The 23,018-nt window shown below is 73.0% G+C and carries 21 protein-coding genes; 6 read left to right on the top strand and 15 right to left on the bottom strand.

Translation table 11 applies throughout. The features are described from left to right. The first annotated feature begins 203 nt into the window (after positions 1-203). Positions 204-827, top strand: coding sequence for a class I SAM-dependent methyltransferase (locus ACIQFY_RS09430; protein ID WP_400339603.1), 624 nt, complete (start codon positions 204-206; stop codon positions 825-827). On the opposite strand, the gene ACIQFY_RS09435 is transcribed toward ACIQFY_RS09430, so the two are convergent. Both ACIQFY_RS09435 and ACIQFY_RS09440 read right to left on the bottom strand, forming a co-directional pair. Continuing rightward, positions 828-1,511: a response regulator transcription factor gene (locus ACIQFY_RS09435; protein WP_326495650.1), complete on the bottom strand. Its 684-nt coding sequence runs from the start codon at positions 1,509-1,511 to the stop codon at positions 828-830. After that, a complete protein-coding gene (locus tag ACIQFY_RS09440) occupies positions 1,508-2,911 on the bottom strand; it encodes a sensor histidine kinase (protein ID WP_400339605.1) in 1,404 nt (467 codons plus the stop codon). The genes ACIQFY_RS09435 and ACIQFY_RS09440 overlap by 4 nt, the downstream gene beginning before the upstream one ends. Before the next feature lie 216 nt (positions 2,912-3,127). On the opposite strand from ACIQFY_RS09440, the gene ACIQFY_RS09445 reads away from it, so the two are divergent. Further along, positions 3,128-3,373, top strand: coding sequence for a hypothetical protein (locus ACIQFY_RS09445; protein ID WP_326495648.1), 246 nt, complete (start codon positions 3,128-3,130; stop codon positions 3,371-3,373). On the opposite strand, the gene ACIQFY_RS09450 is transcribed toward ACIQFY_RS09445, so the two are convergent. Beyond that, positions 3,360-3,899 carry a gluconokinase gene (locus ACIQFY_RS09450; RefSeq protein ID WP_400339608.1) on the bottom strand — a complete coding sequence of 180 codons (540 nt, stop codon included), beginning with the start codon at positions 3,897-3,899 and terminating at the stop codon, positions 3,360-3,362. The genes ACIQFY_RS09445 and ACIQFY_RS09450 overlap by 14 nt on opposite strands. A 179-nt stretch (positions 3,900-4,078) precedes the next feature. Here ACIQFY_RS09450 and gndA point away from each other — a divergent pair, with 179 nt between their 5' ends. Further along, positions 4,079-5,485, top strand: coding sequence for an NADP-dependent phosphogluconate dehydrogenase (gene gndA / locus ACIQFY_RS09455; protein WP_400339919.1), 1,407 nt, complete (start codon positions 4,079-4,081; stop codon positions 5,483-5,485). A 264-nt stretch (positions 5,486-5,749) separates the two neighbouring features. Here the strand turns inward: gndA and ACIQFY_RS09460 are convergent, their stop codons facing one another. Further along, positions 5,750-6,436 (bottom strand): hypothetical protein, encoded by a 687-nt coding sequence (locus tag ACIQFY_RS09460; protein WP_400339611.1) that lies wholly within the window; start codon positions 6,434-6,436, stop codon positions 5,750-5,752. 144 nt (positions 6,437-6,580) lie between these two features. Here ACIQFY_RS09460 and ACIQFY_RS09465 point away from each other — a divergent pair, with 144 nt between their 5' ends. Beyond that, complete coding sequence (locus ACIQFY_RS09465; RefSeq protein ID WP_400339614.1) at positions 6,581-8,182, top strand: molybdopterin-dependent oxidoreductase; 1,602 nt, start codon at positions 6,581-6,583, stop codon at positions 8,180-8,182. On the opposite strand, the gene ACIQFY_RS09470 is transcribed toward ACIQFY_RS09465, so the two are convergent. From ACIQFY_RS09470 to ACIQFY_RS09520, 11 genes are all read right to left on the bottom strand, one after another. Continuing rightward, positions 8,169-8,621 (bottom strand): GNAT family N-acetyltransferase, encoded by a 453-nt coding sequence (locus ACIQFY_RS09470; RefSeq protein ID WP_400339616.1) that lies wholly within the window; start codon positions 8,619-8,621, stop codon positions 8,169-8,171. The two genes, ACIQFY_RS09465 and ACIQFY_RS09470, sit on opposite strands and share 14 nt — an antisense overlap. 28 nt (positions 8,622-8,649) lie before the next feature. Further along, complete coding sequence (locus ACIQFY_RS09475; RefSeq protein WP_081984669.1) at positions 8,650-9,435, bottom strand: putative protein N(5)-glutamine methyltransferase; 786 nt, start codon at positions 9,433-9,435, stop codon at positions 8,650-8,652. A 46-nt stretch (positions 9,436-9,481) separates the two neighbouring features. After that, entirely contained in the window at positions 9,482-10,459 is a 978-nt protein-coding gene (locus ACIQFY_RS09480) for a ribose-phosphate diphosphokinase (RefSeq protein WP_066652469.1), read from the bottom strand. Positions 10,460-10,514: 55 nt separating this feature from the next. After that, positions 10,515-11,942 carry a bifunctional UDP-N-acetylglucosamine diphosphorylase/glucosamine-1-phosphate N-acetyltransferase GlmU gene (glmU, locus tag ACIQFY_RS09485; RefSeq protein ID WP_209683812.1) on the bottom strand — a complete coding sequence of 476 codons (1,428 nt, stop codon included), beginning with the start codon at positions 11,940-11,942 and terminating at the stop codon, positions 10,515-10,517. Positions 11,943-12,027: 85 nt separating this feature from the next. After that, a complete protein-coding gene (locus ACIQFY_RS09490; protein WP_066652465.1) occupies positions 12,028-13,407 on the bottom strand; it encodes an MFS transporter in 1,380 nt (459 codons plus the stop codon). A gap of 167 nt (positions 13,408-13,574) precedes the next feature. Next, positions 13,575-14,621: an NAD(P)-dependent alcohol dehydrogenase gene (locus tag ACIQFY_RS09495; protein ID WP_066652463.1), complete on the bottom strand. Its 1,047-nt coding sequence runs from the start codon at positions 14,619-14,621 to the stop codon at positions 13,575-13,577. Further along, positions 14,618-15,910 (bottom strand): ROK family transcriptional regulator, encoded by a 1,293-nt coding sequence (locus ACIQFY_RS09500; protein WP_271826211.1) that lies wholly within the window; start codon positions 15,908-15,910, stop codon positions 14,618-14,620. The genes ACIQFY_RS09495 and ACIQFY_RS09500 overlap by 4 nt, the downstream gene beginning before the upstream one ends. Positions 15,911-16,037: 127 nt before the next feature. Further along, positions 16,038-17,114, bottom strand: coding sequence for a sugar phosphate isomerase/epimerase (locus ACIQFY_RS09505; protein ID WP_235426493.1), 1,077 nt, complete (start codon positions 17,112-17,114; stop codon positions 16,038-16,040). Positions 17,115-17,202: 88 nt separating this feature from the next. Beyond that, entirely contained in the window at positions 17,203-18,300 is a 1,098-nt protein-coding gene (locus ACIQFY_RS09510; protein ID WP_251155295.1) for a Gfo/Idh/MocA family protein, read from the bottom strand. Beyond that, positions 18,285-18,998 carry a ThuA domain-containing protein gene (locus ACIQFY_RS09515; RefSeq protein ID WP_235426490.1) on the bottom strand — a complete coding sequence of 238 codons (714 nt, stop codon included), beginning with the start codon at positions 18,996-18,998 and terminating at the stop codon, positions 18,285-18,287. The genes ACIQFY_RS09510 and ACIQFY_RS09515 overlap by 16 nt, the downstream gene beginning before the upstream one ends. After that, positions 18,998-20,191 (bottom strand): Gfo/Idh/MocA family protein, encoded by a 1,194-nt coding sequence (locus ACIQFY_RS09520; protein ID WP_400339623.1) that lies wholly within the window; start codon positions 20,189-20,191, stop codon positions 18,998-19,000. Before ACIQFY_RS09520 ends, ACIQFY_RS09515 begins: the two co-directional genes overlap by 1 nt. Positions 20,192-20,288: 97 nt before the next feature. On the opposite strand from ACIQFY_RS09520, the gene xylA reads away from it, so the two are divergent. Together xylA and ACIQFY_RS09530 are read left to right on the top strand one after the other, a co-directional pair. Further along, positions 20,289-21,479: a xylose isomerase gene (gene xylA / locus ACIQFY_RS09525; RefSeq protein ID WP_326495633.1), complete on the top strand. Its 1,191-nt coding sequence runs from the start codon at positions 20,289-20,291 to the stop codon at positions 21,477-21,479. Continuing rightward, positions 21,476-22,957 carry an FGGY family carbohydrate kinase gene (locus tag ACIQFY_RS09530; RefSeq protein ID WP_326495632.1) on the top strand — a complete coding sequence of 494 codons (1,482 nt, stop codon included), beginning with the start codon at positions 21,476-21,478 and terminating at the stop codon, positions 22,955-22,957. Before xylA ends, ACIQFY_RS09530 begins: the two co-directional genes overlap by 4 nt. Positions 22,958-23,018 lie beyond the last annotated feature (61 nt).

Raw genomic sequence — 23,018 nt, forward strand, 5'->3', positions numbered from 1 at the left:
TCCGCACGGCGGGGTCGGGTCACCTCCGGGTAGCTCGACCCCGCTGTCGTGCCTCCACCGCTCGCCGTCGGGAAGCAGCGGCCCCGGTCGTGCGTTCGACGGTACGTCGGCGGTCGGCGGTCGGCGGTCGGCGGTCGGCGGTCGGCGGTCGGCGGTCGGCGGTCGGCGGTCGGCGGTAGCGTCGCTTCGTGGACCCTGCCTCGATGAGCGCTCCGAGCGCAGCAGCTCGAGCGGACGCCCGCGTCGTGGCGGCCTACGGCGACCGGGCGGACGAGTACGCCGAGGTCCTCGGATCGATGGACGCCGTCCACCGCGAGGACCGGACGCTCGTCGAGGACTGGGCGGACACGACGCCCGGCCTCCTGCTCGACGTGGGGTGCGGACCCGGCCACTGGACCGCGCACCTGCACCGTCGTGGCCACGCCGTCATCGGGATCGAGCCCGTACCGCGGTTCGTCGAGCTCGCGCGCGCTGCCGCTCCCGAGGTCGACTTCCGGACCGGGACGATCGAGGCGACCGGTCTGTCCGACGGCGGTGTCGGCGGTGTGCTCTCCTGGTACTCGCTCGTGCACCACCGTCCGGACCGGGTGCCGGTCGCGCTCGCGGAGTGCCGCCGGATCCTGGCGTCGGGGGGCGGGCTGCTCGTCGGGTTCTTCGAGGGTCCGACGCTCGAGCCGTTCGACCACGCGGTGACGACCGCCCACCGCTGGCCCGTCGAGCGGATGGTCGCTGCGCTCGAGGACGCGGATCTCACGGTCGACGCCGTGCACCGACGCACCGACGACGGAGCGCGCCCGCACGCGGCCGTCCTCGCGCACCGGGCCTGATCACGGCTGCCATCCCGGAGTGACCAGCCCGGTCTCGTAGGCGAAGACGACCAACTGCGCGCGGTCGCGGGCACCGAGCTTGATCATGGCGCGCGAGACGTGCGTCTTCGTGGTCATCGGACTGACGAAGAGCCGCTCGGCGATCTCCGTGTTGGTCAGGCCGAGGGCGACGAGTTGCATGACCTGGCGCTCGCGTTCGGTGAGGACCTCGAGGGACGGAGCCAGCGCGGACGGCTTCGCGTGCGTCGCGTACGCGGCGACGAGCGAGCGCGTCGGACCCGGTGAGAGCAGCGACTCCCCGGCGTGCACGGTACGGACGGCGCGGAGCAGTTCGGCGGGCTCGGTGTCCTTCACCAGGAAGCCGGCCGCACCGCCACGGATCGCCTCGAACACGTAGGAGTCCTCCTCGAAGGTGGTGAGGATCACCACGTGCACGCCGTCGAGGTCCGGATCCGCCGAGATGCGCTGGGTTGCGACGAGCCCGTCCGTGCCCGGCATCCGGATGTCCATCAGCACGACGTCGGGACGCTCACGTCGGACCGTCGCGACGGCCGAGTCACCGTCACCGGCCTCGCCGACCACGGTCATCCCCGGTTCGGCGTCGACCAGGGCGCGGAGCCCGGCCCGGATGAGCACCTGGTCGTCCACGAGCACGACCCGGATGGCCTCGTCGGTGGTCGTCACGATCGCTCCTCGTCCTCGTGCTCGTCCTCGTCCTCGGCCGCGTCCGACGACCGCGCGGCGACGGTCGAGGGCAGTCGTGCGGCCACGCGCCACCCGCCGTCCGGCGTGGGTCCGGCCGACAGGGTGCCCCCGACGGCGGAGGCCCGCTCGCGCATCCCGATGATGCCGTTGCCGGACGGTCCGAGCAGCGGCGTGATCCGGGTGTCGGCCGGGTCACGGTCCGGGGCCGGGGAGTCCTCGACCGACAGGTCCACGATCTCCGGTCCGAACCGCACCGCGATGCGGGCGCGGTGCTCGGGAGCGTGCTTCATCACGTTCGTCACCGACTCCTGCACGATCCGGAAGGCCGTGCGGTCCGTGGTCCGGTCCACCGGTGCAGGGTCACCCTCGACCGTCGCGCTGATGTCGACCCCGGCCGCGCGTGCCCGCTCGACCAGGTCCGCCAGGCGGTCGAGCCCCGGGACGGGGGTGCGGTCCGGGGCGCCGGGGTGCGGCTCGCTCCCGGCGGACCCGCGGTCGGCCGTTCCGCCGGTCGGTCCGTCCGTCCCGGCGACGTCCCGGTCCCCGGATCCGTCGACCGACCGGAGGACCCCGAGGATCGTCCGCAGCTCGACCAGTGCCTCGCGGCTCGTCGCACGGATGTCGGCCAACGAGGTGCGGGTCTGCTCGGGGAGCGCCGACCCCAGGTGGAGCGCGACACCCGCCTGCAGGTTGATGAGCGACATGCTGTGCGCGACGGAGTCGTGGAGCTCACGGGCGATGCGGACGCGCTCGTCACGGGCGCGTTCCTGCTCTGCGGCAGCGCGCCGACGCCGTCGGTCCGCGACGCGGTCGAGACGGACGCGGACGAGCTCCGCCACGGACAGGGTCACCGCTGCCCAGGCGACGGCGAAGAAGACCGCGTCGAGGTTCCCCGCGGGTGCACGGCCGAGCAACCCGTCGGCGGTCGGCAGCACCGTGACGGCCAGTCCGAGCGCGACACCCACTGCGGTGCGGCGCCCGTGCAGCCACGCGTTCACCGCCGCCATCGTCAGCGCGGCCACGAACGGCCCCCGCGGGCTGACCAGCAGGGCGTAGCCGATCGTCGTCACGAGCGTCACGGCGAGGACGCCCGTCGGCCACCGCCAGCGCCACGGCAGGACGAGCACCCCGACGACGAGCAGCACGATCGCGAGCGGACCCGGCTGCGTTGCGTCGACGATCGAGGAGCCGAGGACGTGGGTCGCCCAGCGCGGGCCACCGCGAGGGCCGACGGTGTCGGTCGGGAAGCGCGCGGCCAGCAGTGTCCCCACGATCTGCACGAGTGCGACCGGCAGCACCCGACCGAACCGGGCGAAGCGACGGACGCCGTCTCGCTGGTCGTCGGTCGCCTCGACGGCGGCAGTGGGGGTGCGGCGCATGCGTCCGAGCCTAGGGTCGCCTCGGCGGCACGGCATCGGGTCGTGGCAGGAGCTGTGGACTACTCCCATGGGAGTAGTCGGCGGTGCAGGAGGACCGGTCGTACGGCTGCGGGAGCAGGCGGGAGTCGGCCTCCGTGGCGGACGCGGGACGAGCCTCCGGACCGGATGCTGGGAACGTCGCCCGACCGGGCGACACGATCCGCCCAGGAGGCAACCGTGCACACCGCTCTCACCACCTTCGCCGCCGTCGGCCCCCTCGGGCACGGCGGGCCGCCCTTCTTCCTGTTCCCGGCGTTCTTCCTGCTGGTGCTCCTGGCCGCCGCCGTCGTGTTCGGCGTCCTGCGCCGCGGCGGCTGGCGGTCGCGGTCCGATGCCCGGGCCGTCCTCGCCGACCGGTTCGCCCGGGGTGACATCGACGCGGACGAGTACCGCTCGCGGCTCGCGGAGCTCAGCCGGAAGTGACCGCCAGCGCCGACGTGATCGTCGCCACGGTGTCGTCGACCGACCCGTCGATGGACACCGCGACGACGGTCTCGTCGGGCTGGGGCCGCTCGAGGGTCGCGAACTGCGAGTCGAGCAGCGACGACGGCATGTACTCGTGGTGGCGGTGCGCCTGGCGCTCGGCGATGAGGTCGTGCGAGCCGTCGAGGAAGGCGATCACCAGGTCGGGTGCCGCGCTGCGCAGCCGGTCGCGGTAGGCGCGCTTCAGGGCGGAGTTCGCCATCACGCACCGGTGCCCCGACGCCTGCACCTCGGCGATCCGTGCCGCGCAGGCGTCCAGCCACGGCCATCGGTCCTCGTCGGTCAGCGGCGTACCCTGCCGCATCTTCTCCTTGTTGGCGGCCGGGTGGAGGTCGTCGGCGTCGACGAACGTGCTCGGCTGGCCCTGCTCGGCGAGCGCGTCGGCCAGCGCCTGACCGATCGTGGACTTGCCCGAGCCGGAGACACCCATCACGAGCACGGGCGGGAGGACGTCGTGGTCGGTCATCCCTCCACAGTACGGGTCGTCCGCTTCCCGTCCCCAGTTGACCGGATCCCCGTGCCGACCCCAGGTGTCGGTCGTACCGTGGGCCGCGACACGTCAGGACGAAGGAGACTCAGGTGGCGGACAACGAACAGCACGACGACGGCGGCACGGCGAACATCGGTGTCGTCGGTCTGGCGGTGATGGGGTCGAACCTGGCCCGCAACCTCGCCTCGCGCGAGGGCAACACGGTCGCGGTGTACAACCGCACCTACGCGCGCACCCAGGACTTGCTGGACGAGCACGGCGACATGGGGTTCATCGCGTCCGAGGACATCGACGGCTTCGTCGCGTCGCTGTCGAAGCCGCGCACCGCGATCATCATGGTGCAGGCGGGCAAGGGCACCGATGCCGTCATCGAGCAGCTCGCCGACCGTTTCGAGGAAGGCGACATCATCGTCGACGGCGGCAACGCCAACTTCCACGACACCATCCGCCGCGAGCACGACCTGCGTGAGCAGGGCCTGAACTTCGTCGGTACCGGCATCTCGGGTGGCGAGGAGGGCGCGCTGAAGGGCCCGTCGATCATGCCCGGCGGCTCGGACGAGGCGTGGGAGACCCTCGGCCCGATCCTGAAGTCGATCGCCGCGGTGGCCGAGGGCGAACCGTGCGTGACGCACATCGGTACCGACGGCGCCGGTCACTTCGTCAAGATGGTCCACAACGGCATCGAGTACGCGGACATGCAGTTGATCGCCGAGTCCTACGACCTGCTCCGTCGTGCCGGCGGACACTCGGTCGACGAACTCGTGCAGATCTACGAGAAGTGGAACGAGGGCGACCTCGAGTCCTACCTGATCGAGATCACCGGCGAGGTCCTCAAGCAGCAGGACGCCGACTCCGGGGAGCCGCTCGTCGACGTCATCCGTGACGAGGCCGGGTCCAAGGGCACGGGTGTGTGGACGGTGCAGAACGCGGTCGGGCTCGGCATCCCCGTCTCCGGCATCGGTGAGGCGGTCTTCGCCCGCGCGGTGTCCTCGAAGCCGTCGCAGCGCGCAGCCGTCCAGCGCTCCGTGACGAACCGACCGGACGTGGTCGACGTCCCCGACACGTTCGAGGACGACGTCCGGGCTGCGCTGTACGCGTCGAAGGTGGTCGCGTACGCACAGGGCTTCGACCTCATCATCGCCGGGGCGAAGGAGTACGACTGGGACATCGACCTCGGCGCGGTCGCGAAGATCTGGCGCGGTGGCTGCATCATCCGCGCCCAGTTCCTCAACCGCATCGTCGAGGCGTACGACAAGAACCCCGCGCTCGAGAGCCTGCTGGTCGACCCGTACTTCGCGGACGCCGTCGCCGAGGGCGAAGCGGCCTGGCGTCGCATCGTCGGCATCGCCGCTGCGTCCGGCATCCCCGCTCCGGGGTTCTCGTCCGCGCTGGCGTACTTCGACTCGCTCGCGTCCGATCGACTCCCGGCGGCGCTCATCCAGGGGCAGCGTGACTTCTTCGGAGCGCACACCTACCAGCGCGTCGACAAGGACGGCACGTTCCACACGCTGTGGTCCGAGGACGGCCGCCGCGAGGTCGAGCAGGAACCCTCCACGCACTGACCCGGACAGGCAGCAGGCCCCGTCGGGCGGCGGGGCCTGCTGCCGCCGTGTCGGCGGGGCCTGCTGCCGCAGAGTCGACGGGGCGTGTTTCCGCAGAGTCGACGGGGCGTGTTCCCGCAGAGTCGGCCGGGCGTGTTCCCGCCGGGTCGGCCGGGCGTGTTCCCGCCGGGTCGGCGGGGCGTGCTGCCGCCCGACCGGCCCCGGCAGCTGCCGCCGCCGGCCAGCCGTCCCGTCCGGCCCCGGAGCCGGACACGGGCGACGGGGTCAGGCGACGATCCGCTCCCGTGCGAGGTCGGCGACGAGCCGCTCGAGCCGAGGTCCCCGTCCGAGCAGCCGTCGGGACCCGGGCGACGAGCGGACGAAGAACGTCGCGACGGCAGCGGAGTCGTCCGGTCGGACGTAGTGCATCGCCACGGCGCTCACGTCGCGCTCCCCCGGGACGTCCTCGACCCCGACGTGCACCATCCGGCTCCAGCGGATCACGAGCAGCCGCGTCGCCCGGCGCTCCTCGAGTTCCCAGAGCGACGCCTCGGTGGCTCCGAACGCCCAGGTCACGCGCTCGCCCAGGGTGACCTCGGGGCGGGCCCGCAGCACGTCCTGGCGCAGTTCCGGTGTCGGCGCCGCGGGGACCAGCCAGACCGTCGGGTCGATGCGACGGATGGCCAGTGCGAGCGCTTCGTCCGCGCGTCGCCGACGGATCACGCGGGCGCGGACGACGGCGACGACGAGCCCGACCACGCCGACGGAGATCGCGACGAGCTCGACGACGCCGAGGAACGCCAGGTCGGTCTGCGGCGCTGCCGCCACGACCACGATGCGGCTGACGACGAGCGCGGTCCAGACACCGACGAGGGTCCACCGCAGGACCGCGAACCGGCGGCCAGCGCTCCCCGGCGTCCGCGGCCGGTGCGCGCGCCGGCCGCGGGGCACGCGGTCTGGTCGGTCCAACACGCTCCCGATCCTCGCACGGCCGCGGTCGGCGGCGCTGTCCCGGAGCAGTGCACGACCGACGAACCCGGCGCGGAGCGGGACCGAGGCGTCCACCGCCGTGCTGTTGTCAGCCCATCCGCGGTGGCTCCGACCTACGCTGCACGGGTGAGCACGTCAGCGGCACCGACCACCGAGCAGGCACCGACCCCGACCCGGGTCCGTCGTCCGGCCCTGCTCGCCGCGGTCTGCGGCGTAATCGCGATCGCCGCGTTCCTGGCGGTCGCCGAGCTCGGAGCGCTGCTGCTCGGCGGGGCGGGCAGTCCGCTGGTGGCCGTCGGCTCCGCCGTGATCGACCTCGCTCCCCCGGCGGCGAAGGACCTGATGGTCGGCCTGTTCGGCACCGGGGACAAGGTCGCCCTCTTCGTGCTCATGGCCGTGGTCACGGCCGCGGTCAGCGCCGGCGCCGGTGTGCTCGAACGTGCCCGGCCGCCGTTCGGCGCGCTCGTCCTCGCGGCCGGTGCGGTCCTCGCGCTGGTCGCCGTCACCACCCGCTCGGGCAGCGGCACGTGGGACGGAGCGCCCACGGTCCTCGGCGTCGCAGCCGCGATCGTCGTGCTCCGCGTGCTCCTGCGCCACCTCCGCCGGTGGGAGGCAGCGACCGCCGTGCCGTCGGCCTCGCCCCGCCCCGCGGCGACCGAGCGGCGCACCTTCCTCGTGTGGAGCGCGACGACGGCCGTGGCGGCGATCGTCGTGGGAGGAGCGTCGCGAGCCGGCACCGCGGCGGTGCAGGCCACCGCAGCGGCACGGCGGGCGGTCCGGCTGCCCCGAGCGGCGACGATCGCGCCCGTCGTCCCCGGGGGCGCGTCCCTCGACGTCGACGGGATCACGCCCTACGTCACCCCGAACGCTGACTTCTACCGGATCGACACCGCACTGCGGGTCCCGTCCGTCGACCCCGCAGACTGGTCGCTCCGCATCCACGGCGCCGTCGACCGGGAGGTCGAGCTGACGTGGGACGAGCTGCTGGCGCTCCCGCTGCAGGAGCACATGGCCACGCTCAGCTGCGTGTCGAACGAGGTCGGCGGCGACCTGATCGGCAACGCGCTGTGGCTGGGCTACCCGATCCGTGAGCTGCTCGCTCGTGCGGGCGTCCAGGACGGTGCCGACATGGTGCTGTCCCGCAGCATCGACGGGTTCTCCGCGGGCACGCCGCTGGACGTGCTGCAGGACGAGGGCACGGCTGCGCTGCTCGCGATCGGGATGAACGGCGAACCGCTGCCGGCCGAGCACGGGTTCCCGGTGCGGATGGTGGTGCCCGGGCTGTTCGGGTACGTCTCCGCGACGAAGTGGGTGACGGAGCTCGAGGTCACCCGCTTCGCCGACGCCCAGGGCTACTGGACACCCCGCGGGTGGTCGGAGCGCGGGCCGGTGAAGCTCGAGTCGCGGATCGACACCCCTCGCGGCGGTGCCTCGTTGACCGCCGGGCAGCAGGTCGCGGTCGCCGGCGTCGCGTGGCAGCCGCACACCGGTGTGAAGGCCGTGCAGGTCCGCATCGACGACGGCGCGTGGCAGGACGCCATGCTCGCGGACTCCGTCTCGGCCGACACCTGGCGACAGTGGGTGTACCGGTGGACGCCCGACGCCGGCTCGCACACGATCCGGGTCCGGGCGGTCAGCGCCGACGGTCAGGTGCAGACGAGCGTCGAGCGGCCGCCGGCGCCGAACGGCGCGACCGGGTGGCACACCGTGCAGGTCAGCGCCGGCTGACCCCGCTGCCGCTGCCGTCGCTGCCGGTGCCGGGCGCCGCGACGACCGTCACGAGGTCCATGCCCGGTCCGTCCTCGTGCCTGCGTCCGAAGCCACGCTGCTCGTAGAAGGCAGCTCGGCCCCGAGCCGCGAAGAGCTGCACGTCGTCGACCCCACGACGGCGCGACTCGTCGACGAGCCGCGCGAGCACCTCGCCGCCGACGCCCCGGCCGCGCGCGCCCTCCGCCACGATCATCTCGGTCACGAAGGCGTGCAGGGCGCCGTCGCTGATCAGCCGTCCAATGCCGACCAGACGTCCCGTCTCGTCGCGTGCGCTGCACACCACCCAGCTGCCGGCCAGCGCCCGACGGAACCGTTCGAGGTCCCACGCACCCCACGCGGTCTGGTCGTACAGGGCCCGGAACTCCGCTGCGGTCGGCGGTGCGAACGAGTACTTCACACCGCGACGGTACCGCGGCGGACGAGTGTCAGGCGGGGAACTCCGCGACGATGCACGTGCCCTCGACCTGCTCGTCGGACTCGACCGTCACGGTGAACCCGGCGCCCTCGAACAGCGCAGCGGACTGCGGCGCCTGCGTCGACGAGACCTCGATGACGACCGCGCCGCCCGGGCGCAGCCACTCCCCCGCTCCCGCGGCCACTCGCCGGTGCACGTCGAGCCCGTCCGGCCCACCGTCCAGCGCGATGCGCCGCTCGTGCTCCCGCGCCTCGGCCGGCATGGTGGCCAGCGCGTCCGACGGCACGTACGGCGCGTTCACCGCGATGACGTCGACGACACCGCGGAAGCGCTCGGGCAGCGGCGCGAACAGGTCGCCCAGGACGACGATCCCCCGGTCGCCGATGTTCTCCGCCGCGACGTCGACGGCGTCCGCGTCGATGTCCGCCGCGACGAGGTCGAGTGCGCCGACCCGTCCGAGCAACGCCACCGAGATCGCCCCGACACCGCAGCACAGGTCGACGACCCGGTCGTAGCGGTGCAGGCGTCGCGCGGCCTGCTCGACGACGACGGCGGTGCGGGTCCGCGGCACGAAGACCCCCGGGACGACCCGGACACGGTGCCCGTCGAACGCGGCCCAGCCGAGCACGACCTCGAGCGGCTCACCGCCGAGTCGCCGCTGCACGAGCCCGCGCAGCTTCACCGGATCGCCGTCGCCGGCCTCGAGCAGCAGGTCGGCCTCGTCCTCGGCGAACACGCTGCCCGTCGCCCGCAGACGGGCAGCCAGGGCAGCGCGTGCCGGGTGGACGGGAGGCACGGCTCAGCCCGCCGGCCGGGTCACGCCCGACACGCGTCCGGTCCGCCTACGCGGCACCGTCGAACATGGAGGTCACGGACCCGTCGTCGAAGACCTCGTGGATCGCGCGGGCGATGAGCGGCGCGATCGGCAGGACCTCGAGGCGGTCCCAGCGCTTGTCCTCGGGCAGGGGCAGCGTGTCGGTGACGACGACGCGATCGATGAACTCGCTCTGCAGCAGCTCGGTGGCCGGGTCGGAGAACACGGCGTGGGTCGCCGCGACGACCACGCCGGTCGCGCCGGCGTTCTTGAGCGCCTCGGCGGCCTTCGCGATGGTGCGGCCGGTGTCGATGAGGTCGTCGACGAGCAGGCACACGCGGCCCGAGACGTCACCGACGATCTCGTGCACGGACACCTGGTTCGGCACGAGCGGGTCGCGCCGCTTGTGGATGATCGCCAGCGGAGCACCGAGCTTCTCGGACCAGATGTCGGCGACGCGCACACGGCCCATGTCGGGCGACACCACGGTCAGGGTCTTCGGGTCGAGGATCTGCTGGAAGCGCTCGAGCAGGACGGGCATGGCGAACAGGTGGTCCACGGGGCCGTCGAAGAAGCCCTGGATCTGTGCGGCGTGCAGGTCGACGCTCATGATGCGGTGGGCACCGGCGGCCTTGAACAGGTCGGCGACGAGCCGGGCCGAGATCGGCTCGCGCCCGCGGCCCTTCTTGTCCTGGCGCGCGTAGGGGTAGAAGGGCGCGACGACGGTGATGCGCTTCGCCGAGGCACGCTTCAGGGCGTCGACCATGATGAGCTGCTCCATGAGCCACTCGTTGATGGGCGCGGTGTGCGACTGGATGACGAACGCGTCGCAACCGCGGACCGACTCGTCGAAGCGGGCGTAGAGCTCACCGTTCGCGAAGGTCCGGGCATCGGTCGGCACCAGGTCGACTCCGAGCTCGTCGGCGATCTGCGCCGAGAGTTCCGGGTGCGCCCGGCCCGACACGAGGACGAGTCGTTTCTGGCCCGTGGTCTTGATTCCGGACAAGTGCGGTGCTCACTCCCTGACCCGCTCGGGGTCGTCTCGATCGACCCGACCGCCGTCAGATCTGTTCGCCGTGCGCGCGCCGAGCCGCCTCGGCCGCCGGCGAACCGGGTCGGTGTTCCTCGACCCATCCGTCGGTGTTGCGCTGCGGGGCGTAGCTGATCGCCAGCGACCCGGCCGGTACGTCCTTGCGGACGGTCGTACCCGCGCCGGTGTACGCCCCGTCACCAATCCTAACCGGGGCGACGAACACGTTGTGCGAGCCCGTGCGGACGTTCGACCCGACCTCGGTGCGGTGCTTGTGCACGCCGTCGTAGTTCGCGGTGATCGTGTTGGCCCCGATGTTCGAGTCCTCGCCGACCTCGGCGTCACCGATGTACGACAGGTGCGGGACCTTGCTGCCACGGCCGATAACCGCGTTCTTCGTCTCGACGAACGTGCCGATCTTGCCGTGCTCGCCCAGGACCGTCCCCGGTCGCAGGTAGGCGAAGGGACCGACCGTGGCGCCGTCGCCGATGACCGCCAGCGTCGCGTCGACACGGTTCACGACCGCGCCGGCTCCGACCTCGGTGTCGCGGAGCGTGGTGTCCGGTCCCACCACCGCGCCGGCGGCGATCGCCGTCGCCCCGACGAGCTGCGTGCCGGGGAGGATCTCGGCGTCGGCCTCGACGGTGACGTCGACGTCGATCCACGTGGTCGCCGGGTCCTGCACGGTGACACCGGCGAGCTGGTGCCGACGGACGATGCGGGCGTTGAGCTCACGCGCCGCGTCGGCGAGCTGCGCGCGGTCGTTGATGCCGGCGACGAGCCACGGGTCGGTCAGCGTGACGACGTCGATCGCTCCCCCGCGCGCGGCGACGAGCGACGGGACGTCGGTGACGTACTTCTCGCCCTGCGCGTTGGCCGTGGTGAGCGAGGGCAGCACCGCACGCAGGTGGGTCACGTCGAACGCGTAGATGCCGGCGTTCGCCTCGGTGATGGCCCGTTCGGCCTCGGTGGCGTCCTTGTGCTCGACGACGCGCACGAACGCCCCGGCGGCGTCGCGGACGACCCGGCCGAGCCCCGTCGGGTCCGGGGCGATCGCACTGACCAGGGTCACGGCGTTGCCGGCGTGCGCGTCCACGAGGCGTCGGAGCGACGCCGTGTCGAGCAGCGGGACGTCCCCGGAGAGCACCACGACCGAGCCGTCGAAGTCCGCCGGGAGCGCCTGCACCGCGACCTCGACGGCGCGTCCGGTGCCGGGGACCTCGTCCTGGTCGACCACGATCGCCCCGGGGGCACGCTCGGCGACCTCGGCCGCGACGCGCTCGCGCTCGTGCCGCACGACCACGGCGACGTGCTCCGGCTCGATCGAGGACGCCGTGCGCAGCACGTGCGCCAGCAGGGGCAGGCCGGCGAGGCGGTGCAGCACCTTCGGGGTGGACGACTTCATGCGCGTGCCCTGCCCGGCGGCGAGGACGACGACGGCGATCCGCTGGTCGGTCATGCACCCATCCTGGCGTATGTGCTCCGACTGGGTGCTCGACCCGCACCGGCAGCGCCGGCCCGGCGTGGGGCGAGCGGACCGTGCGCTACGCCCGCGCGGGCTCCCGCTGCACGAACGCCATGAGCACGAGGCCCGCGACGAGGACCACGACCACGCCGATGATCCCGTACCGCGTCGAGCCGCCGATCGTCACCGCGATGCCGAACAGCGCCGGCGCGAGGAACGACGCCGCTCGCCCGGTCGTCGCGTAGAGGCCGAAGAGCTCGCCCTCGCGTCCCGGGGTGGCGAGTCGTGCCAGGTACGCCCTGGACGACGACTGCACCGGCCCGACGAAGATCGCCAGCGTGAGCCCGAGCACCCAGAACCCGGCCGTCGCGCTCCCGATCAGGAACACCCCGATGCCGGTGAGCGCGAGCCCGACGAGCGCGACCGTGATGACCGCCCGGGAACCGAAGCGGTCGTCGAGCCGCCCGGAGGCGAAGGTCGCGACACCCGCCACCACGTTCGCCGCGATCGCGAAGAGGATCACCTGCGACGGGCTGAAGCCGAACACCTGCGCGGCGACGATGCCGCCGAAGGTGAAGACCGCACCGACGCCGTCGCGGAACACGGCGCTCGCGAGCAGGAAGACCAGGACGTTGCGGCGTTCCCGCCACAGCCGGGCGACGTGCCGTCCGAGGTCACGGTAGGCGCTGAGCAGACCGCCCGTGCGCGAACGGTCCGGCGCCGCCTCGGGCACGGTCAGGAAGAGCGGGACCGAGCTGACCGCGAGCCACACCGCGGCGATCCCGATCGCGACCCGGACGTCCCACGACCCGGACGCGACGGTCGACGGCAGCTGCAGGAGGCCCGCGACCCCCTCGGTGCCGAAGTCCTGGATGCAGAGGAGGAGCAGGACGACGAGCAGCACGATCCCGCCGAAGTACCCGGCTGCCCAGCCGATCGCCGACACGCGGCCGGTCTGCGGGCCCGACGCCACCTGGCCGAGCATCGCGTTGTAGCCGACGGTGGCGACCTCGTACGCGACGGTCCCGATGCCGAGGAGCGCTGCGCCGAGCACCAGGTACGGCTGCTGCGGCGCGACGAACACCATCGCCCCGATCGACAGCGCCACCCCGATCGTCCCGATGAGCACGGACCGGCGGCGGTGCCCGGACGAGTCCGCCAGCCGCCCCACCGCAGGTGCGACGAGCGCCACGACGATCCCCGCCAGGGTCAGGGCCGTCGACACCGTCGCGGCGTTGTGCGCCAGCTCCCGCTCGACCGTCTGCGCAGCGGCCGTCGACGAGTCCTCGGCAGCGACGAGCCGCGGGTCGACGAACGCCCGGCTCGCCAGGTAGGTGCTGAAGACGAAGGTGGTGACGACGGCGGTGAACGCCGAGGACCCCCAGTCCCAGAGCGCCCAGGACACGAGTGCCCGCCGGTCGGTGCGTCGCGGCACTGCCGCCGCCGGTGTCGCGGTCATGGCCGAACCGTAGCGCGTCGCGGTGTCGCGGCGGGGCCGACCCGGCCACGGCTCGCCGTGGTGACCGGACGACGGACGGGAGGACGGCACTCGCCGGCACCGCGCCTCCCGTCCGACGACCGCTCACCGGACGGCGCGACCCGCGTCGCGCACGTCGGCTCGCGTCCTCACGCGCCCGCGGGCACGCCGTTCGGGTAGACGACGGACTTGAGCGAGGCCGGGTCGGTGTCGCTCTCGAGGGCCTCGCGGACCGCGTCGAGTCCGAAGCGCCCGGTGACGAGCGCGTCGAGGTCGACCTGGCCCGACGCGACCAGACCGATCGCGACCGGCCAGGTGTTCGTGTAGCGGAAGATGCCGGTGACCGTCACCTCGAGGTTCTGGATGTGCTCGACGGGCAGCACCATCTCGGAGTTGCCGAGGCCGACGAGCACCGCCGCGCCGGCCGGTCCGACGGCCTTGATGCCGTCCGAGACGGCACGGGGCGCACCGCTGGCGTCGATGAAGGCGTCGACGGGGACGATGTCCGACGTGACGTCCACCGAGACGGGGTCGACCACCTCGGTCGCGCCGAAGGACAGCGCACGCTCGCGGCGCTCGGGGACGAGGTCGCTGACGACCACGCGCGTCGCGCCGAACGCCCGGGCGACCTGGGCGCAGATGACCCCGATCGGACCGGCACCGGCGATCAGGACGCTCGAGCCGGGCACGATGCCGGCCTTGCGCGCCGCGGCGATGCCGACGGACAGCGGCTCGAGCAGTGCGCCGGCCTCGAAGGACACCGTGTCGGGCAGGGCGTGCGCGAACTCGGCCTCGATCGTCACGTACTCCGCGAAGGCACCGTCGACCGGCGGTGTCGCGTAGAAGCGCATGTGCGGGCAGAGGTTGTAGCGGCCGGCCAGGCACTGCGCGCAGCGGTGGCAGGGGCGCTGGGGCTCGACGGCGACGCGCTCGCCGACGCGGGCGGGGTCGACGCCCTCGCCGACCGCGGCGATCGTGCCGGAGAGCTCGTGGCCGAGGACGAGGGGCTCCTCGACGACGAAGTCGCCGATGCGGCCGTGGCGGTAGTAGTGGACGTCGGAGCCGCAGACGCCGACGGCGGCCACGCGGACGAGCACGTCGCCGGGGGCGACCTCGGGGACGGGGCGGTCCTCGATCGTCAGGTCCTCGGTGCCGAGCAGGACGCTCGCGCGCTGGGTGTCGGAGGTGGTACTCATGCGGATCTCGCTTCCTCGACCGCGTCGTCGCGGTCGGCTGTGGTGTGGTCGGTGTCGGTCGCGCGGGTCCCGGTCGCGCCGGTCGTGGTCGCGCCGCTCGGGCCGGTCGTGGTCGCGCCGCTGGTTGTCGGGAGGGCCCCGTCGCGCAGCAGGTCGGCGAAGCCGAGCTCGGCGGCGCCCCGGACGAGGACGTCACGGCCGAGCTCCGCCGGCACGATGCGCAGCCGGTCGGTCATCGCGGCCATCGTCTGCGCCCGGACGTCGTCCTCGACGCGGTCCCCCACGTGCCCGAGCAGCACGCCGAGGAACCCCCCGAGCACGACGACCTGCGGGTCGACGGTGTGGATGGCGTTCCGGATCGCCGTCGCGAGCGCGGTCACCTGGCGGTCCACGACCCGTTCGACCGCGTCGTGTCGCTCGGCCAGGGCGGCGGCGAGGGCGTCCAGGTCGTCGGGCGCGGTCCGGGTCACCGCGGTGAGGGCCCCGCGTGAAGCCTCGGTCTCCAGGCACCCGATCGCCCCGCAGTGGCAGCGGATGCCGTTCGCCGCGACGAAGGTGTGCCCGAGCTCGCCCGCGTACCCGTCCGCGCCGCTGAACGGGCGGCCGGCGCTGACGATCCCACCGCCGATGCCGCTGGCGCCGCCGTTGAGGTACACGAGGTCGTCGACGCCGCGCGCGCTGCCGTAGAGCCGTTCGGCCCACGCACCGACGTTCGCGTCGTTCGCCGCGCGGACGGGCAGCCCGAGACGCTCGGCGAGGGGCCCGGCGAAGGGCTCGTCCCGCCAACCGAGGTGCGGGGCGTCGCGGACGACCCCGTCCTCGACCCGGACGATGCCCGGGACAGCGACGCCCACGCCGACGAGCCGCAGTGCCGGATCGGCGCGTGCGGTCAGCGTGGCGAGGACACGGGCCACGGCGTCGATCGCTGCGGCGGCACCGGGCACGCTCGACTGCGGTTCGACGAGGCGGTCGCGCACGGTGCCGTCGAGCGCGACGAGCGCCACCGCGACGGCGTCGATCTCCACGGTCACCGCGGCGGCCACGACGTCGCGCGATGCCCGGACGACGGCGCTCGGCCGACCGACCCCGGCGGGACGGTCCGCCCCGGCTCCCGGGAGCTCCTCGTGCACGAACCCCTGCTCGACGAGCTCCCCGACGAGCGCCAGGACCGTCGACCGGTTGAGTCCCGTCCGACGGGTGAGCTCGGCACGGGTGACCGGCCCGCCCTCGTGCACGATGCGGAGGACGCGCGCGACGTTCCCGGGCGTGGTCGTGGCCGACCTGGCCATGGGTCCTCCTCGTGGTGGTGTGGTGTGGGGGGCCGAGTCTCGGCTCGGCGGACACCTTCGCGGGTTCGGCACCGCGGAACTGTCCGCGGTGCCGAGTCTCGCGGGTCCGTCCGTACCCGCGCGCGGCTCAGCGCGAGCGGGAGAACGCGGCGTCGAACGCGGCGTCCGGTGGGGCGATCGTCCCCAGGCGACGCACGAACGCGAGCGCCTCGGGGCCGCCGACCAGTCGGTCCATGCCGGCGTCCTCCCACTCGACGCTCGTCGGGCCGTCGTACCCGATGTGGTTCAGCACGCGGAACACCCGCTCCCACGGCACGTCCCCGTGCCCGGCGGAGACGAAGTCCCACCCACGACGGGGGTCGCCCCACGGCAGGTGCGATCCGAGTCGACCGTTGCGGCCGTCGAGCTGCTTCACCGACTCCTTGCAGTGCACGTGGTACACCCGGTCGGCGAAGTCGAGCAGGAACGCGGCGGGGTCGAGGTCCTGCCACACGAAGTGCGACGGGTCGAAGTTGAACCCGAACGACGGGCGGTCCCGGAACACCTCGAGCGCCCGCTTCGCGGTCCAGTAGTCGTAGGCGATCTCGGACGGGTGCACCTCGAGCGCGAAGCGGACGCCGACCTCCTCGAACACGTCGAGGATCGGCGACCAGCGGTCGTGGAAGTCCTGGTACCCGGCCTCGATCATCGCCGGGGGCACGGGCGGGAACCCGGCGACGGTCTTCCAGATCGACGACCCCGAGAAGCCGGTCACGGTCGACACCCCGAGCGCAGCGGCCGCACGGGCCGTCCACTGCAGCTCCTCCGCCGCCCGCTGCCGGACGCCCTCGGGGTCGCCGTCGCCCCACACGTGCGGCGCGAGGATGTCCTCGTGCCGCTGGTCGATCGGGTCGTCGCAGACGGCCTGGCCGGTCAGGTGGTTCGCGATCGTCCAGACCTGCAGTCCGTTGCGCTCCAGGACCGCCTTCCGGTCGGCCACGTACGCCGGGTCCGTCGCGGCGCGTCGGACGTCCAGGTGGTCGCCCCAGCAGGCGATCTCCAGCCCGTCGTAACCCCACTCGCCCGCCAGCCGTGCGACCTCCTCGAAGGGCAGGTCCGCCCACTGCCCGGTGAACAGGGTCACCGGCCTGGTCGAGCGGCCGCCGCCGTCCGGCCTGGAGGCGCCGCTCGCCCCGGTCTCGCCGGTTCCGTCCGTCGTCGTCATCGTCGTCGTCCTTCCTCGCCTGTCGTGTCGTGTCGTGTCGCGTCGTGCTGCTGCTGCTGCTGCTGCTGCTGCTGCTGCCGAGTCTGGCTCACCAGGACCCGGGGGTGGCACCGGCCGGCACGGTGTCGGGGCGGTCGACGCGCGACCGGACCTCGACCACGGTGTGCTCGCGGGCCGCGGTGGAGACCGCCTCCATCACCTCGAGCACGTGGAACGCGAGGTCGCCGGACGCGCGGTGCGGGCGATCCGTCGCGATCGCGTGCGCCATGTCGGCCAGGCCGTAGCCGCGTCCGGCGTCGGCGTACCCGGCGCTCGTCGGCAGGTCCCGCCACTCGCGGGTGGCTGCGTCGGCGATCGACACGGTGTCGGAGAACCGGTTCGGGTCGGGGACGCCGAGGGTGCCCGCGGTGCCGAACACCTCGAACAGCGGCGCCCTGGTGGCCCAGACCTCGAACGACACCGTGACGGTCGAGACGACGCCGTCCGCGTGCTCGAGGACGGCGACGACGTGCGTGTCGATGTCGACCCGGAGCGGGGTGCCGGCCGCGGGGCCGGTCGCGATGGTGCGCTCGCGGTCCGACCGGGTCGAGGCTCCGCTGACCCGGACGACCGGGCCGAAGAACGACACGAGGCTCGTCAGGTAGTACGGCCCCATGTCGAGCAGCGGGCCGCCGCCGGGCTGGTAGTAGAACGCCGGCGCCGGGTGCCAGAGCTCGTGCCCGGGCGCCGACCACGACACGGCGGCGCCGACCGGGGTGCCGATCGCGCCGCTGTCGAGCGCCTGCCGCGCCGTCTGGATCCCGGTGCCGAGCACGGTGTCCGGCGCGCTGCCCACCCGCAGGCCCGAGCGACGGGCGAGGTCGAGCACGGGGCGCGCCTCGGCCGTCGACATCGCCAGCGGCTTCTCGCCGTACACGTGCTTGCCGGCCTCGAGCGCCCGCGTGGCGATCTCGGCGTGGGCCGCCGGGATCGTCAGGTTGAGCACGACGTCGACGTCGTCCGCGGCGATCAGCTCGTCGACCGAGGAACCGCGGACGCCCTGCGTCTCGCCCACCGACCGTGCCCGGGCCACGTCGATGTCCGCGACGGCGGTGAGCTCGAGCCCGGGCAGTGCCGGGAAGTGCTCGAAGTACTGCTGGCTGATGACGCCGACCCCGACGACACCGACCTTCATCGGGCTGCCCACAGGAGTCCCCTCTCGATGATCGTGCGGAGCGGCTGCGACTCGACGACCTCGAGCCGGTGCCCGGGTGCCGAGACGAACACGCGTCCCTGCCCCCACTGCCGGGTCCAGATCGCCGGCGCGGTGACCGGACGGTTCCAGGCGTCGAAGTCCCGGGCCTCCTGCGTCGTCGTCGCCAGCACGTCGTTGTACTCGTCGGAGAGCACCCAGTACTGCTCGGTCACGAGGTCGAAGTCCTCGATGCCCTGCGTGATCGGGTGCTCGTGCCCGGCCTCGGTGATGTGCACCGTGTACGGGATGTAGTTGTCGGACTGCTCGCCGGTGCGCTCGGACGGGTGCTTGCCCGCGTGGTGCGCGAACTGCCCGCCGACCATGTGCAGGTAGTCGGCGGTGTTCCGGAAGGCGTCCGCGATCCCGCCGTGCCACCCGGCGAGCCCGGCGCCGCCGAGCACCGCCTGCTGCAGTCCCGCGAACTCGTCGTCGGCGATCGTCGACATCGTGACGACCTGGACGATCAGGTCGACGTCCGCCATCACGGACTCGTCGGCGTACACGGCCGTCGAGTCCGACACGCGGACGTCGAAGCCGTTGTCGCGCAGGAAGGGGACGAACAGGTCGGTGGTCTCGACGGGCATGTGCCCGTCCCACCCGCCACGGACGACCAGCGCTCGCTTCGTCGTGTCGTTCATCGTGTCGGCCATCAGATCGCCGTCCAGGCGCTGCCGTCGGACGCGCTGCGCTCGACCGCGTCGAGGACGCGCTGCACGTGCAGGCCGTCGGCGAACGACGGCGAGGGGTCGGTGCCCGCGACGATCGCCCGCACGAGGTCGGCGACCTGGTGGCTGAAGGTGTGCTCGTAGCCGATGAGGTGCCCGGTCGGCCACCACGCGGCCATGTACTCGTGCTCCGGCTCGGTGACGAGGATGCGACGGAAGCCCTGCTCCCCCGCGGGCGCCGACGACTCGTACAGGCGCAGCTCGTTCATGGACTCGAGGTCGAACTGGATCGCGCCCTCGGACCCGCTGACCTCGAGCGTCAGGCCGTTCTTCCGCCCGGTCGCGTAGCGCGTGGCCTCGAAGGTGCCGATCGCACCCTCGGCAGTGCCGCCGGTGAGCCGACCGAGGAAGAACGCGGCGTCGTCGACGGTGACCTGTCCGCGCTCGCTCGACGCGGTGCCGGAGAGCCCGACCCCTTCGGCCATCAGCGGACGTTCGTGCACGAAGGTCTCGAGCGTGCCGGACACGGTCGACAGGTGTGCGCCCGTGACGTGCTCGACGAGGTCGATCGCGTGCGCACCGATGTCGCCGAGCGAGCCCGAGCCGGCGAGCGCCTTGTCGAGGCGCCACGTCATCGGGCCGTCCTCGTCGGACAACCAGTCCTGCAGGTAGAGCGCGCGGACCTGGCGGACCGTGCCGATCCTCCCGTCCGCCACCAGCTGCCGGGCGAACGCGATCGCAGGGACGCGGCGGTAGCTGAAGCCGACCATCGCGCGGACGCCGCGCTCGGCGGCGGCCTCCGCAGCGGCGGTCATCGCCTCGGCCTCCTCGACCGTGTTGGCGAGGGGCTTCTCGCAGAGGACGTGCTTGCCGGCCTCGAGCGCGGCGATCGCGACCTCGACGTGCGAGGAACCGGGCGACACGATGTCGACGAGGTCGATGTCGGGGTCCGCCACGACCTGCCGCCAGTCCGTCGACGCGGCCTGCCAGCCGTACTGCACGCGCGCTGCCTCGGTGCGCTCGGCGTCACGGCCGACCACCACGGCCATCTCGGGCTCGACGCCGAGGTCGAAGAACCGCGGTGCGGTCCGCCACGCCTGGGAGTGCGCCGCTCCCATGAAGCCGTGCCCGACCATGGCGACGCGCAGTCGTCCCGGTCCGTGTCCGTCCTGTGCCATCCACTCGCTCCTTTGCGATCCGGTGTTGCCAGGATCCACCCTACCCCTTATGTTGGGCGCGGCAACATTTTGTTTCGACGACGAACGGTGATCCACCATGGCAACGACGCCCACCCGCGACGACAAGTTCTCCTTCGGTCTCTGGACCATCGGCTACAACGGCTCCGACCCGTTCGGCGGCCCGACCCGTCCCGCGCTGGACGTGGTCGAGGCGGTCGAGAAGCTCGACGAGCTCGGTGCCTACGGCCTGACCTTCCACGACGACGACCTGTTCGCGTTCGGCTCGACCGACGCCGAGCGCCAGGCACAGATCGACCGCCTCAAGGGCGCGCTCGACTCCACCGGCATCATCGTGCCGATGGTCACGACGAACCTGTTCTCCGCGCCCGTCTTCAAGGACGGCGGCTTCACCTCGAACGACCGGAACGTCCGTCGCTTCGCCCTCCGCAAGGTGCTCCGCAACCTCGACCTGGCCGCCGAGCTCGGCGCGAAGACGTTCGTCATGTGGGGTGGCCGCGAGGGCTCGGAGTACGACTCCGCCAAGGACGTGCAGGCCGCCCTCGAGCGCTACCGCGAGGCCGTGAACCTGCTCGCCCAGTACGTCACCGACAAGGGCTACGACATCCGCTTCGCCATCGAGCCGAAGCCGAACGAGCCCCGTGGCGACATCCTGCTGCCGACCCTCGGTCACGCGATCGCCTTCACCGAGACGCTCGAGCGTCCGGAGCTCTTCGGCATCAACCCCGAGGTCGGTCACGAGCAGATGGCGGGCCTGAACTTCACGGCCGGCATCGCCCAGGCGCTCTACCAGGGCAAGCTCTTCCACATCGACCTCAACGGTCAGCGCGGCATCAAGTACGACCAGGACCTGGTGTTCGGCCACGGCGACCTGCAGAACGCCTTCTCGCTCGTCGACCTGCTCGAGCACGGTGCCCCGCAGGGCGGCCAGGCGTACGACGGCCCCCGCCACTTCGACTACAAGCCGAGCCGCACCGAGGACATCACCGGCGTCTGGGACTCGGCGCAGGCGAACATGCGCATGTACCTGCTCCTCAAGGAGCGCGCCCAGGCGTTCCGCGCCGACCCCGAGGTGCAGGAGGCCCTGTCCGCAGCCAAGGTCGACGAGCTCTCGACGCCCACGCTGAACAGCGGCGAGTCGTACGACGACTTCCTCGCCGACCGTTCGGCGTACGAGGACTTCGACGCCGACGCGTACTTCGGCGGCAAGGGCTTCGGCTTCGTGCGCCTGCAGCAGCTGGCGATCGAGCACCTCATGGGCGCTCGTTGAGCCAGCAGCTCGTCGCCGGGGTCGACTCGTCGACCCAGTCGTGCAAGGTCACCATCCGTGACGCGGGCACCGGTGCGGTCGTCCGGGAGGGTCGTGCGACCCACCCGGACGGCACGTCCGTCGACCCCCGCCGCTGGTGGGACGCGCTCGGCACCGCGATCGCGGACGCCGGCGGGTTCGACGACGTCGCCGCCGTCGCGGTCGCCGGGCAGCAGCACGGCATGGTCGCGCTCGACGCCGACGGCCGCGTGGTCCGCGACGCACTCCTGTGGAACGACGTCCGCAGCGCCGACGCGGCCGCGCAGATGGTCGAGGAGCTCGGCCGGGAGGCATGGGTCACCCGCACGGGTCTGGTCCCGGTGGCGTCGTTCACCGGCACCAAGCTGCGGTGGCTCCGCGACGCGGAGCCCGACAACGCGGCGCGCGTCGCCGCCGTCGCGCTCCCCCACGACTGGCTGTCGTGGCGGCTGCGCGGGTACGGCCCCGCCGACGAGAGCCCGCTCGGGCCGGACCTCGACGCGCTGGCGACCGACGGTTCGGACGCCAGCGGCACCGGTTACTGGGACCCGGTGCGCCGGGAGTACGACGCGGAGCTGTTCGAACAGGCGCTCGGACGTCCTTCGCGGGTCGCTGCCGGACCGCACCACGGCGGCGACAGCCCGGTCGTGGTCCCGCGGGTCGTGGCGCCCGACGAGGCGATGGGCACCCTGGCGTCCGACGTGGAGCTGCCGGGCGGCGCCGTCGCCCGCGCGGGGCTCGTCGTCGGCCCGGGACTCGGCGACAACGCCGGGGCAGCGCTCGGCCTCGGGCTCGGCCCGGGTGACGTCGCGGTGTCCCTCGGGACCAGCGGGACCGTCTTCGGCGTCACCGACACCGAGGTGACGGACCCGAGCGGGACCGTGGCGGGCTTCGCCGACGGGACCGGGTCGCGCCTCCCGATCGTCACCACGCTCAACGCGGCCCGCGTGCTCGAGGTGATCGGCGGACTCCTCTCCGTCGACCACGGCGAGCTCGGCGAGCTGGCGCTGCAGGCGCCGGCAGGGGCGGACGGGCTCGTGCTCGTGCCGTACTTCGTCGGCGAGCGCACGCCGAACCGACCGGACGCCACCGCCTCGCTCGTGGGCATGACGCCCGCGACGACCGACCGGGCGCACCTCGCCCGCGCCGCAGTCGAGGGCATGCTCTGCGCCCTGGCCGACGGCCTCGCCGCGGTCGAGGCCACCGGGGTGCAGGTGTCGCGGCTGCTGCTGATCGGCGGCGCTGCACGGAACGAGGCCGTCCGGGCCGTCGCCGCGCAGGTGTTCGGCCGCGACGTGTCGATCCCGGAACCGGGCGAGTACGTCGCCTCGGGCGCCGCTCGACAGGCCGCGTGGGTGCTGACCGGGAGCCTCCCGTCGTGGGAGGTCGCCGCGACGGTGGTGCCCGCGGACCCGCACCCCGAGGTGCTCGAGCAGTACCGCGCCGCCGCGCGCCAGTAGGACGAACCGCTCGGAGGAAGACGAATCGCTCGTAGGGTGCAGGAAGAACCGGCACCCTACG

It is taken from the genome of Curtobacterium sp. NPDC092190 (assembly GCF_044755625.1).
Classification (GTDB): Bacteria; Actinomycetota; Actinomycetes; order Actinomycetales; family Microbacteriaceae; genus Curtobacterium.

Bases quoted from the DNA above. Each gene is read 5' to 3' on its own strand.
- ACIQFY_RS09430 (WP_400339603.1), top strand. From the start codon at position 204: ATGAGCGCTCCGAGCGCAGCAGCTCGAGCGGACGCCCGCGTCGTGGCG.
- ACIQFY_RS09490 (WP_066652465.1), bottom strand. From the start codon at position 13,407: ATGACCGCGACACCGGCGGCGGCAGTGCCGCGACGCACCGACCGGCGG.
- ACIQFY_RS09440 (WP_400339605.1), bottom strand. From the start codon at position 2,911: ATGCGCCGCACCCCCACTGCCGCCGTCGAGGCGACCGACGACCAGCGA.
- ACIQFY_RS09450 (WP_400339608.1), bottom strand. From the start codon at position 3,899: ATGACCGACCACGACGTCCTCCCGCCCGTGCTCGTGATGGGTGTCTCC.
- ACIQFY_RS09495 (WP_066652463.1), bottom strand. From the start codon at position 14,621: ATGAGTACCACCTCCGACACCCAGCGCGCGAGCGTCCTGCTCGGCACC.
- glmU (WP_209683812.1), bottom strand. From the start codon at position 11,942: ATGACCGACCAGCGGATCGCCGTCGTCGTCCTCGCCGCCGGGCAGGGC.
- ACIQFY_RS09515 (WP_235426490.1), bottom strand. From the start codon at position 18,998: ATGGCCGACACGATGAACGACACGACGAAGCGAGCGCTGGTCGTCCGT.
- ACIQFY_RS09500 (WP_271826211.1), bottom strand. From the start codon at position 15,910: ATGGCCAGGTCGGCCACGACCACGCCCGGGAACGTCGCGCGCGTCCTC.
- ACIQFY_RS09520 (WP_400339623.1), bottom strand. From the start codon at position 20,191: ATGGCACAGGACGGACACGGACCGGGACGACTGCGCGTCGCCATGGTC.
- gndA (WP_400339919.1), top strand. From the start codon at position 4,079: ATGGGGTCGAACCTGGCCCGCAACCTCGCCTCGCGCGAGGGCAACACG.
- xylA (WP_326495633.1), top strand. From the start codon at position 20,289: ATGGCAACGACGCCCACCCGCGACGACAAGTTCTCCTTCGGTCTCTGG.
- ACIQFY_RS09505 (WP_235426493.1), bottom strand. From the start codon at position 17,114: ATGACGACGACGGACGGAACCGGCGAGACCGGGGCGAGCGGCGCCTCC.